Here is a 12814-nt window from a genome sequence, read left to right as displayed (position 1 = left end):
AAAATGTCCTGATTGATAATTATTACTTTATTAATCAGGATGCAATTTTGGTAATATACAAGAGGTGATATAATTGTACAGGCTTATAAAAAAAAACAAGCTTAGTTTCTTTATTATAACTTTAGTCATGGTGTTTTTTAGTGTTAATGCAGCTTCAGCTAATGAAGCAATTTTAAATATTTCTAGAAATGAAGTAGGAAAAATGGCAGTGGATTATAGTATTATAGTTAAGAATCTTGAGAACACTCGAAATAAGTTGGATCTTGACTATGAAGACTTAGAAGATGCTATGGAAATGCTGGAAGGGTTATATAACTCATTACCTAGATATAAGACTTTATATAATGCTTATTTAGAAGTAGAAAGTATTTCTAATTACCAACTTTATCTTGAGGAAGCAGCCAAAGGGATTAAAGGAGATATAGCAGCAAAAGCACGAGCTGAAGAAATGCGTAAGTATGAAGCACCAGAAACAGATCCAACAGAAGAGGAAAAAGCAAAAGAAGCTGCTGCCAAGGTATTAGATGAGGCATTAAATAATTCCAATAATATGCAAGTAGATGAATATATTGAATATGCTCAGATGCAATCTTATTTTTCAGCTCAAGGTATAACAAATCCAGATTTAAGTCCTGAAGAAGAGTATGAAAAGTTTATATATCCTATTTATGTGGTAACTAGAAATATGAGAACATCTATTTTGAATTTAGATATCACGATAGATACAGCTAAAGCTAGTATCTATAATGGTGCGGTTAGTATATATGACAATATATTAATACTTGAAGGTTATCTGCAAATACAAAATATGAATTATAAGAGTGCACAATCCGATTTAAATAATGCAAAAAGAAGATATGAAAATGGCCAAATAGCAAAGTGTGACTATGATATAGCATTGAATAAAGAAAAAATTGCTAAACTTAATGTGGATTCAATGAAAAGAAAAGTTGAAAATTTAAAAATGAATTTGAATATTTTTATTGGTATTAATCCATCTACAAAAGTTACTTTTACCTCTGAATTAGATGATAAAGTAGCATTAAAATCTATTGATTATTATACTGAAAAAGCATTAAAAGAAAGAAATGAGATTGTTACCTTAAAAAATAATTATTCTGCAAAGTTAAAAGAGTATGAACATATTGATGATGCTCTTAGTAGTTCATCAGAATTTTACAAAATTGTTGATGCAGAGCTGAGTGATTTAGAGTTACAAGAAGAACAATTAGAAAAACAAATTAAGCGAGAAATAAAAGCAGCCTATTTAAATGTATTAGAAAAAGAAGGAGATTTAGAAATTAGTAAATTAGATATAGAAGACAGTAAAAGACAATATGATGATATGAAACTTAGGGTAGAATTAGGGTTTGTTACAGAGGCTACACTATTTAAATTAGATATTATGGTGACAAATGCAAATGAAGCATATTGCACAGCATATAGTGAGTATTTAGCAGCAGTACTAGCATTAGAGAGTGCTAGTAGTATTGGACCAGCATTTAGCGGTTCAAAAGGAGGGATTACATTTGAGTAAAAAATTTAAAAACTTAATAATCTTAGTTGCGATTATGATATCAGGAATAATTCTTACATTCCCTACATTAGGAGCTGAAAATAAAACTATATCTTTAAAGGGATTGGAATCGCGTATTTTAAAGTATAATCTTGAGATTCAAAGAGCAACAGAAAATGAAAAAATTGCAAGATACAAAGAAGAACAAGCAACTGATAATGAATATAATGATAGTTCAGATCCAATTGAATCAGAAAAGAATTCGGAGTATTATGAATTGGAAGCTGAAATGAATCTTTATTATTCAATTTGTACGAAAGAAAAAATTGAGAAAGAAAAGGTTCTAGATGGTACTGAAAAGTTTTTTACTTATCAATTCTTATCTAAAGAGATTGAACTTCAAAATCAGAAGATTGAACGTTTGAAAGATGATTTGGCTAAAGTAAATGTTAAAATTGACATGGGGAATAGTACATTAAATGATCAAACTAAGCTAGAATTAAGCATTCAAAAAGAAGTTTGCAATTTGCAAAAACTAAAGAATAATAGGGAACGAGTATTATTTGATCTTAATGTATTAATGAATTATGATTTGGAAACTACTTTAGTGTTTGAAACACCAGATGTTCCATTTGAAAAATATACAACTGATAGTTTAACAAAACAAATTGAATATGTAATAGAAAACAATGAAGATTTAGAGAAAATTGAATATGAGAATCGTCTTGCAGATATTGAATTAAAAATTTATGAGGATAATAATTCAGGACAGTATGATAATAAAATCACTAAAATAAAAGAAGATAAGTCTAATTTGACTTATGATTTTAAAGATAAAAAACTAAGTTTAGAATATGAAGTAAGAAGTAAATATAATGATTTATTAACTTCATATGATAATTTAATTATTAAAGAGCTAGAAATAGCAAATTTAGAGATTACTTTAAAAACTGTAGAAAAAAGATATGACTTAGGATTGGAGTCAGAGAGTAATATGATTCTTGCTAAAGAAGATTTTGAATTTGCTAAATTAGAATTAGAAAAAGCTAAGTTAGCTTATTATTTAACTGTAGAGTCTTACAAGAGTTTTATACAATAAATTTAAGTGATTTGAAGAATATGCTAGTAACTGTATGTTTCTTTACGTTTAATAAGTGTAAAATATTTTATTACTAATATTATCTAAAATTACATTTATGTTTACATTTATTTAATATTTATATGTTTTAATATATTATATATATATAAATATATTATGATAAATAAGGATATTCTTAACTTTCTTATTATCTTAACTAATTAGGAGGATGAATATTAATGAAAAAAACAAAAAAATCATTAGTAAGTGCAGTAACAGCTTTGACTACAGTTGCAGCTGTTGTTACTCCTGTTACTACAGCATTAGCAGATACAACAAATGGTTGGGCACTAAATGGAAAAACATGGAATTATTATTTAAATGGAAATATGCAAAGAAACAAGTGGATTAAAACACCTTTAAAGAAATGGTATTACTTAGATAATAATGGAGCAATGGTTTTAAATACTTGGAAGAAAGATGGGACGAAATGGTACTATTTAGGCAATAATGGTGCTATGATAACTAAACAATGGATTAAAGTTGGTTCTTCGCAATATTATTTAGGTACAGATGGAGTAATGTTTGCAAATACTGTAACTCCTGATGGATACAGAGTTCTTATGGATGGGGCTTGGGATGGAAAAGCTAAAGTAGCAGATTTAACTGAGTATAAGGCGGTATTAAGTGAAAATTTGATAAAGGATGACTATACTGAAACTAGTTGGAATAATTATCAAAGTATATTAGAAGCTAATAAAATGACAGAAAATAACACTCAAATGCAAGTGGAAGTAGCGGTAAATGCTATAAAAAATGCACAGAAAGCTTTAGTGATGAAGTTAAGAGTTGTTTCAGCAAAAGCTCTTAATCTTAAGGAAATTGAAATTAAGTTTAATAAGCCAGTAGATACGACAACAGCACAAACTCTGGGAAATTATACTATAACTAATCTATCTATAAACTCACAAGCTGTAGAGATTAATGGTGGAAAAGTTACTTTGTCGGAAGATGGTAAAACTGCAAAAATTTATTTAGGTAAGATAGCTGGACAACAACAAACATTTGATTTGACAATACAAAATGTTAAAGACAAAGATGGCAAAATTATTGATAAAACCACAAAATCAATAAAAGCAATTGATACAGATTTACCATCAGTAGTTGATGTTGAGGCAATAGGTAATAAAACAATTGAGGTAACTTTCTCGGAACCGGTAAAAGAATATCCAACTATTAAAGTTAAATCTCAAGGTGCTACATATTCAGAAATTCCAGTTCTAAACAGTAATAACACAAAAGCTACTATCACTATACCAGCTAAACTTCCATATGGTACATCACTAGTTGAAATATCAGGAGGAAAGGATTATGCAGGATTTGGTATAGAAAAGGTTATTAAGAATTTTGTTGTAGTATCTGTAGAGAGTGCTCCAACAGCAAAGATACTTGAAGTTAAAGATAAACAAGTAACTATTAAATTTAACAGACCAATAAAATCTGGTACTTTTATTGGTAATGTGAATGCATATGTTAGACATACTTATAATGCAAGTGCATACCAAACTTTAGGAAATGAAGGTGTTATGAATCCAAGTGGAGATAATCAAACTTTTGTAGTTGATTTTAAAAATCCACTTCCACCAAAAACTACAACAATATATGTTGGTACTGTCAATCCACTTGCAACAGCTATAGAAGATAATTATGGAAATAAGTTTGTAAATGATTATTATAGTGTTGATGTTATTGCTGACATTATAAAACCAGAAGTATCAACGGTTGAATTTGTAGATGCACAAACAATTAAAGTTATTTTTTCAGAAAAAGTAGATGCAACTACTGGATATAATGGAGCTAAAAATCCTGCTAACTATGATTTGAGGAATAAAGATAATAAAACTATAACGATTACTTCTATATCTGACGTATTATATTCAGAAGATGATCAAAGTTTTCAGTTAAATACTACTTCAAATGCAATACTAGGGGGAAAATATACTTTACAAATAGAAAGAGTACAAGACTTGGCAGTGGCGAAAAATACTATAAATACTACTACTAAAACTTTTTTAGCTACTGACAAAGTGCTTCCAACGGTTAATTCTAAAGCAGATATTATTGGTGCTAAACGAATTAGAATCAGATTTAGTGAACCTATGAATATTGATTCAATTACAAATCCTAATAACTATGATGTTGATTCTAAAGTTAAATTTACAGCATCTGCAGATGCAAAATCGGTTGTGCTAGATTATGCAAATGTAACTCCAGTTGTTAATTTCTTTACTGAGACTGGATATACAATAATTACTGTTGGCAGAGTGAAAGATGCTGAGGGTAATGCTACAGCAGCAATAGAAACTACAACTATAGCAACAAATGGACAAGATTAAATTGAACCATACGAGATATGGAGACAACAGTATACTTCCATACTTTACTAATTGAATCTTTCACCTTAAATATGGTAAAATTAATTAAAAACATCAGGGAAACTTGATGTTTTTTTTGTAAGTATAAGTTTAAAAAAAGTTTACATCGGCTTACTATTAAATAAAAAACTAAGATGTTATAATTTTGTAGTAAAACCAATGAATAGTTCAAAGATTTTCAAAGGAAAATCATTCTGAACTTGTCACTTGGAACTTATCACTTGTCACTACTGTGGATAAATCTGTAAAAAGTTTATCCGTATATGAAATATTTTACATAGGATATATATTTTTGGAATATCGAAAGACAAAAGGAGTGTATAAGGATGAAGAAAAGAAAGTTAAAGGCCATTATTATAGGAGGTATATTTCTTATTGGTAGTTATACTGCATATGCTGATGAACTAAAGGAACCTAAGATTTGCTTAGATTTTCCTAGGTTAAACACTGAAATGAATTCTGATTTTTTAGTTAGCGGATGGGCTTTAAATGATTCAGGTGTAAAAGAAGTGAAAATTTATGTAGATGGTGAGTATACTGGAAATGCAACATCAGGTTTAGCAAGACCAGATGTTGATGGTGTCTACCCGGGATATAAAGATGGAAATGAAAGTGGATACAGTTATGAAGTGGATGTAGATGTATTAAGTGCAGGTATACATAATATAAAGATCCAATCTATAGGTAATGATGGGACAAGTGTTGAAACAGTTAGAGAAGTTAATGTGGTAAAAGCAGCACCAAAAATCTGTTTAGATTTTCCAAGGAATAACGAAGAAATAGACAGTGATTTCTATATTTCAGGTTGGTCATTAAATCAATCAGGAATCAATGAAGTAAAAATCTTTATAGATAATGAGCTGATAGGAAATGCAACAACAGGTATAGTAAGACCAGATGTAAATGAGGTGTTTCCAGGATATAAAGATGGAGATAAAAGTGGTTACAGGTATGATGTAGATATAGATACAATAAGTTCTGGAAAGCATAGTTTGAAAATTCGATCTATAGGTAATGATGGGACAAGCATTGAAACAACTAAACAAATTGATGTGGTAAAAGCATCACCTAAAATTTATTTGGACTATCCCAATGTGCATAAAGATATAGAAGCAAACTTTTATATTGGTGGATGGTCTTTGAATTCATCAGGTATAAGAGAAGTTAAAATTTTTATGGATAATCAGTACATAGGAAACGCAACAACAGGCATATCAAGACAGGATGTAAATGCAGCTTTCCCAGGATATAAAGATGGAGATAAAAGTGGTTTTAGTTATGTTGTAGATATAGGTTCTATTAGTAAGGGAATACATAATTTTGAAATTCAGTCTATTGGAAATGATGGGACAAGCACTGAAATTACAAGACAAATTAATATTGTGAAGTTAGAACCTAGAATTGCAATGGATTTTCCAAGAGAAAATAGTGAAATTGAAAATAGTTTTTCTGTTGGTGGCTGGGCTTTGAATCCATCTGCAGTAAAAACAGTAGAAGTATATGTGGATGATGTCTTTAAAGGAAATGCAACAATTGGAATAGAAAGACCAGATGTAAATGAAGCTTTTCCAGGGTATAAAGAAGGCGATATAGGTGGATATAATTTCAATATTGATATAGATACAATAAAAGCAGGAACTCGTAGTATAAAGGTAAGAGCTATAGGATATGATGGATCTACGATAGAGAGTTCTACGAATATAGATATAGTAAAGATACCATCAAAAATTGCAGTAGATACTCCTAGAATGGATACAGAGATAAAATCCAATTTCTATGTTAATGGATGGGTTATAAATGCATCAGGGATAAAAGAAGTCAATATTTATGTTGATGACAAATATATGGGACAAGCTGATATAGGAATACCAAGACCTGATGTAAACAGCGTATATCCAGGATATAGAAATGGAGATAGAGGTGGATATTCATATGATTTGAGTGTATATGATATTTCGCTTGGAAAACATGTTGTAAATATTCAAGCTGTTGGAGTAGACGGCGAGTTAATTAACACGTATACTAATATAGACGTAAAAGATAATACAAAACGATTTGTCTATTCTCAAAAAACTTTGGATGAAATGATTCAAGCTGAATATGCAAGAAATCCTAAGTATGGTACTGGAAGAGAAGCAACTATCGAAGAAGTGGCATATTACGTAAATCCTGATAATTTTGTTCATAGTGAATATGGAAGATACATGTTTATGAAATTAAGTTATATGGATGGTATAGATGTAAATGATTTGAATAGCATGTTAGGTGGAAAAGGTGTATTACAAGGCAAAGGAGATGTATTCTTAAAAGCAGGCAAAAATAGCGGTATAAACCCAATTTATCTAATATCCCATGCGCTTCTAGAAACCGGTAATGGTACTTCAAAATTAGCTAATGGATCATTATCGTATAATGGTGCTACTATTTATAATGCTTACGGAGTTGGAGCGACAGATGCTAATCCTAATTTGTATGGTTCAAAATATGCATATGAACATGGATGGTTTACCTTAGATGCAGCTATTATTGGAGGAGCAGAATTTATATCAAAGAATTATATTAAGAGTAGTAAATACAATAGTAACTATCAAGATACTCTTTATAAAATGAGATGGAATGATGAACAAATGTGGCACCAATATGCCACAGATGTTGGCTGGGCATATAAGCAAATAGCTAATATAAAAAGATTAATAGATATGTGTGAAAGCAGTACAAATTACTTTGAAATACCAACATACAAATAAATATTAGGCTTTGTTTTAAAACATAGTCGGTATTAAAGATTTGTTTCCAATAAAATAAGAAAAACACCGCTGGTAATCGTGGTGTTTTTCTTGAAATAAAATTTTCATAGAAAGACATTAAAAAAATAAGGGATGGTATGAGATGAAATACAAATTGAAAAATACGTTTAAAACATTTATTTTTGCATTATTGTTAGCATTTTCAATAAATTCTTCTGTTGTAATTGCTGATGGGAATAACATTCTATCTTCGGCAAATAATGTTGTAGCAACGGAAGTGTCAAATGATGCAGTTATAGGTGAAATAAAGAATTATGTACGAAATTATTACGTTAATGATTTTTCGGAAAGTGATTTAGATGTTTCTACTGTAGATGGATTAATAAAAAATTTAAATGATCCATATACCTCTTATCTTTCCAAAGAAGAATACAATGAATTCTTAAATAGTTTGGATAATAAATTTTCTGGTGTTGGAATAAATGTGGATATGGTAGATGATGGAGTATTGGTAGTTTCAATAATTGCAAATTCTTCAGCAGAAAAAGTCGGTTTAAAGTCGGGAGATATCATAACAAGGGTAGATGATTTTGAACTTGGGAATAAAACCCTTGAAGAAGCTGTATCAAAACTTAGAGGAGAAGAAGGTACCAGTATACATATATTTGTAAAAAGAGATGGGCAAACTCTTGAGTTTGATGTTGTTAGAAAAGAAATAAGCAACTCAACTGTCGTATCAAAAATATTTAGTGAAAATATTGGATATTTGCGTATATCAAGCTTTGGTGATGAAACAGAAAAAGACTTTTTATCAGCAATGACCAACTTAGAAAATAGTAATATTGAAAAACTTATCTTAGACTTAAGATATAATCCAGGTGGGTGGATGGAGTCAGCAACTAATATTGCCGGGTATTTCATTGGTAATAAAAAGGCTCTGAATATTGAAGATAAATATGGAAATGTTTTACCAGTGTATGGAAAGGATTATGGAAAAGTATTTGATAAGCCTGTAATTTTTTTGGTAAATGAGTATTCTGCAAGTTCATCAGAAATACTTTCTGCTGCAGTTAAAGACTATGGAAAAGCATTCTTTATAGGGAAAACAACCTATGGCAAAGGGGTAGCACAAAGTCTTTTTAACTTATCGAATGGAGATTATTTAAAACTAACAACTTTGAAATTTTACTCTCCTATGAATAATATAATTCAAAATGTTGGAGTGAGAGCAAATTTTACAGTAAATAGTGATATAGATACCTTAGCAGTGGCGTTGCTTTTTAGTGGAAGTTTAAAGAATAATACAAATGATAAAAGTGACTATATTAGAATTACTATAGAAGGATATGATTTCTATATAGATTTAGAAGAGGCTAGAAAAGATGAGAATTGGGAAATGTATAAATATATTATTGATAATATTCCGTTAATAAATATTAATGTAGGAAAAAAAGAACAATGGTTAAGAAGTGATATAAATTTCAAAAGAGAAGCAAATTCCTTTTATCCTGGAAGTACTGTTTTAAATAAAATTGAAAAAAAAAGTGAGGACAGAGAGTTTACTATCAATTTTAATAAGAAAGTGTTGAAGAACTCTGCTAATAAACAAAACATAAAATTGGTAAATTCAGAAACTGGTGAAGTAATCCCTTATAGATTTATCAATAGTCAAAATGAAAATAGTATAAAGATATATATTGAAGAATCTCTGGAAAAAGGAGTGTCATATTATATGATTATAGGTGATGAAATAGATAGTATTGATGGAGAAAACTTGAATAATACTACAGTTACAACAGTGAATGTTATATAGTTTAAAATTCTTTTACAAAACTTTAATAATTTGATTTTATTAAAGAAAATATCAAAAAATAAGAAAAAAACTTGTTTATTTGACGTGAAAAAGCTATATAAATTGAAAAAAAATATTGTATATAGGAGTTATTTGAGTTTACAAGAATTCTTTGGTAAATATAAATACTAAAATGCGACACTAAATATAATAATTTCTAATTTTACCTTATTATTTTAGGTTCTTTTTCATAGGTGTTAAAGTAAAGCAATTTGAAATTAATAGAAAACATGATATAATTTTAGTGTTAAACTAGAATATTATTTGGAAAGTTTAGAATAAATGAAGCAGATATAAAATAATGATTGGAGTTGTATTTATGAAAGGTATAATTTTAGCAGGAGGGTCAGGAACAAGACTTTATCCTATAACGAAAGCGGTATCAAAACAAATATTACCTATATACGATAAACCTATGGTTTATTATCCTATGTCAGTACTTATGTTAGCAGGAATTAAAGATATACTAATTATTTCAACACCAAGGGATATAAAGTTTTTTGAAGAATTATTTGATGATGGAAGTCAATTAGGATTAAATATTGAATATGCTATTCAAGAAGAGCCTAGAGGACTAGCAGATGCTTTTATAGTAGGTGAAAAATTCATAGGTGATGATAAAGTTGCTTTGGTTCTTGGAGATAATATATTCCATGGCTATGGATTTACTGAGAGACTTGAAAGAGCTGTTTCTAGGGAAGATTGTGCTACAATTTTCGGATATCATGTAAGTGATCCAACTTCATTTGGTGTAGTAGAGTTTGATGATGAATACAATGTTCTTTCTATTGAAGAAAAACCACAGGAGCCAAAGTCTAATTATGCTGTACCAGGCTTGTATTTCTATGACAATAATGTAGTTGAAATAGCTAAAAATATAAAACCTTCTGCAAGAGGAGAATTGGAAATAACTGCGGTAAACAATGAATATTTAAAAAGAGGAAAATTAAAAGTTGAACTTTTTGGAAGAGGAATGGCTTGGCTTGATACTGGAACTCACAGAGGATTATTAGATGCTGCAAACTTTGTTGAAGCTATTCAAACAAGACAAGGGCTTTATATTGCGTGTCTAGAAGAAATTGCTTATAGAAAAGGATATATTGATAGAGAAAGTTTGATTGAACTTGCTCAACCGTTATTGAAGACTGAGTATGGTAAATATCTAATGGGAATTGCAGATGATAAAAAACTTGCAAAGAAAATAGCAGAAAAATAAAGGGGTTATAAGATGAAAATTGTTATAACGGGTGCTAAAGGTCAATTAGGTACTCAGCTGATAAATATTATAAAAAGCGGAAAATCAGAGATTGGAAGTATAGATGAAAAATATTTAAATTCAGAGATTATCGGAATAGATATCGAAGATTTGGATATTTCGAACCTAGATGAAGTTATTGATTTTATATGTAAAGAGAAACCTGATATAATAATAAATCCAGCAGCTTACACCAATGTAGATGCATGTGAAAGCAATGAGGACTTGGCATATAAAGTGAATTCTTTAGGTGCAAGAAATTTAGCAATTGCCGCTGAAAAAGTAGGGGCAAAATTAATACATGTTTCTACAGATTATGTTTTTGAAGGAAACGGGACAAAACCTTATAAAGAATATGACATTCCAAATCCAGTGGGGGTTTATGGAAAAACTAAGTATCTGGGTGAACAATTCGTTAGAGAGTTTAGCTCTAAGCATTTTATTGTAAGAACAGCTTGGTTATATGGATATAATGGTGGTAATTTTGTTAAAACAATAATGAAAGCGGCAAAAGAAAGAGGTAAACTTCAAGTGGTTGATGATCAAAGAGGAAATCCTACTAATGCTGAAGATCTTGCTCATCATTTATTGAAAATTGCTTTGAGTGACGAATACGGAATATACCACTGTACAGGTGAAGGTGAATGTAGTTGGTATGACTTTGCGTGTAAAATAGTAGAAATGTCGAATATAGAATGCACAGTAGATCCTTGTACTTCTGAACAGTATAAAAGAGCTGCTAAAAGACCAGAGTACTCATCTCTAGATAATATGATGTTGAGATGTACAGTTGGTAATGAAATGAGAAGTTGGGAAGCAGCGCTTGAAGAGTTCGTAGAAAAGGTTAAATTTTAGGAGGATAATAATGAAAACTTATTTAGTAACAGGTGGAGCAGGCTTTATAGGATCAAATTTTGTTTTGTATATGTTAAAAAAATATGATGATATAAACATAATCAACGTTGATAAATTAACTTATGCAGGAAATCTGGAAAACTTAAAAGAAGTAGAAAATAATCCAAGATATAAATTTATGCAAGTAGATATATGTGATAGAGAAAATATACAAAACATTTTTAAAGAAAATGAAATTGATTACGTTGTACATTTTGCAGCAGAATCACATGTAGATAGAAGTATAAAGGAACCCGAAGTTTTTGTTAAGACAAATGTACTTGGAACATTGACTTTGTTAAATGCAGCGAAAGATGTATGGGAAACTGAAGATGGTTTCATTGAAGGTAAAAAATTCTTACATGTATCTACTGACGAAGTATATGGTTCTTTAGGAGAAACAGGATTCTTTATGGAAACTACACCAATAGATCCTCATAGTCCATATTCTGCAAGTAAAGCAAGTTCTGACTTAATGGTAAAAGCTTATGCGGATACATACGGAATGCCAGTAAATATAACTAGATGTTCAAATAATTATGGCCCATATCAGTTCCCAGAAAAATTGATACCATTAATCATAAACAATTGTTTGAAACATAATGACTTACCAATCTATGGCGATGGACTAAATATTAGAGATTGGTTATACGTAGAAGACCATTGTAAAGCAATTGATATGGTTGTTAGTAAAGGAAGACTAGGTGAAGTATACAATGTTGGAGGACATAACGAGAGAACAAATATCCATATTGTAAAAACTATAATTGAATACATAAAAGAAAATGTTGATAATGAAGTTTCAGAAAGTTTAATGAAATTTGTAGAAGATAGAAAAGGCCATGATAAGAGATATGGAATAGACCCTACAAAGATAAAAGAAGACTTAGGTTGGGAGCCAGAAACTCCATATGAAGAGGGAATAAAACTAACTATCAAATGGTATTTAGAAAATCAACAATGGTTACAAAATGTAACTAGTGGTGATTATAAAAATTATTATGCAAAAATGTACGATAATAAATAGTAAGAAACAG

At 29.7% G+C, this 12814-nt stretch carries 8 protein-coding genes; all 8 read left to right on the top strand.

What is annotated here, in order from left to right; all coding sequences use genetic code 11:
• The first annotated feature begins 73 nt into the window (after positions 1-73).
• The 8 genes from ACQ3F0_RS11115 (at position 74) to rfbB (ending at position 12804) form a co-directional block, all read left to right on the top strand.
• On the top strand, positions 74-1537 hold the full coding sequence (locus ACQ3F0_RS11115; RefSeq protein WP_428865316.1) for a TolC family protein: 1464 nt from the start codon (positions 74-76) through the stop codon (positions 1535-1537).
• Positions 1530-2615 carry a TolC family protein gene (locus ACQ3F0_RS11110; RefSeq protein ID WP_428865315.1) on the top strand — a complete coding sequence of 362 codons (1086 nt, stop codon included), beginning with the start codon at positions 1530-1532 and terminating at the stop codon, positions 2613-2615. The genes ACQ3F0_RS11115 and ACQ3F0_RS11110 overlap by 8 nt, the downstream gene beginning before the upstream one ends.
• Before the next feature lie 218 nt (positions 2616-2833).
• Positions 2834-4990, top strand: coding sequence for an Ig-like domain-containing protein (locus ACQ3F0_RS11105; RefSeq protein ID WP_428865314.1), 2157 nt, complete (start codon positions 2834-2836; stop codon positions 4988-4990).
• Positions 4991-5355: 365 nt separating this feature from the next.
• On the top strand, positions 5356-7776 hold the full coding sequence (locus ACQ3F0_RS11100; RefSeq protein ID WP_428865313.1) for an Ig-like domain-containing protein: 2421 nt from the start codon (positions 5356-5358) through the stop codon (positions 7774-7776).
• A gap of 142 nt (positions 7777-7918) precedes the next feature.
• Positions 7919-9589: a S41 family peptidase gene (locus ACQ3F0_RS11095; protein ID WP_428865312.1), complete on the top strand. Its 1671-nt coding sequence runs from the start codon at positions 7919-7921 to the stop codon at positions 9587-9589.
• A gap of 358 nt (positions 9590-9947) precedes the next feature.
• On the top strand, positions 9948-10844 hold the full coding sequence (rfbA, locus tag ACQ3F0_RS11090) for a glucose-1-phosphate thymidylyltransferase RfbA (protein WP_428865311.1): 897 nt from the start codon (positions 9948-9950) through the stop codon (positions 10842-10844).
• Positions 10845-10856: 12 nt separating this feature from the next.
• Entirely contained in the window at positions 10857-11738 is an 882-nt protein-coding gene (gene rfbD / locus ACQ3F0_RS11085; RefSeq protein WP_428865310.1) for a dTDP-4-dehydrorhamnose reductase, read from the top strand.
• 10 nt (positions 11739-11748) lie between these two features.
• Positions 11749-12804, top strand: a complete 1056-nt coding sequence (gene rfbB / locus ACQ3F0_RS11080; protein ID WP_428865309.1) for a dTDP-glucose 4,6-dehydratase — start codon at positions 11749-11751, stop codon at positions 12802-12804.
• The last annotated feature ends 10 nt before the right edge of the window (positions 12805-12814 follow it).

This window comes from Clostridium sediminicola (assembly GCF_050402865.1).
In the GTDB taxonomy this organism is placed as follows: domain Bacteria; phylum Bacillota; class Clostridia; order Clostridiales; family Clostridiaceae; genus Clostridium_AF; species Clostridium_AF sediminicola.
The sequence above is the reverse complement of the archived record's forward strand: the minus strand, read 5'-3'. Positions and strand labels throughout refer to the sequence as shown.

Bases quoted from the DNA above. Each gene is read 5' to 3' on its own strand.
- ACQ3F0_RS11105 (WP_428865314.1), top strand. From the start codon at position 2,834: ATGAAAAAAACAAAAAAATCATTAGTAAGTGCAGTAACAGCTTTGACT.
- ACQ3F0_RS11100 (WP_428865313.1), top strand. From the start codon at position 5,356: ATGAAGAAAAGAAAGTTAAAGGCCATTATTATAGGAGGTATATTTCTT.
- ACQ3F0_RS11095 (WP_428865312.1), top strand. From the start codon at position 7,919: ATGAAATACAAATTGAAAAATACGTTTAAAACATTTATTTTTGCATTA.
- rfbA (WP_428865311.1), top strand. From the start codon at position 9,948: ATGAAAGGTATAATTTTAGCAGGAGGGTCAGGAACAAGACTTTATCCT.
- rfbD (WP_428865310.1), top strand. From the start codon at position 10,857: ATGAAAATTGTTATAACGGGTGCTAAAGGTCAATTAGGTACTCAGCTG.
- rfbB (WP_428865309.1), top strand. From the start codon at position 11,749: ATGAAAACTTATTTAGTAACAGGTGGAGCAGGCTTTATAGGATCAAAT.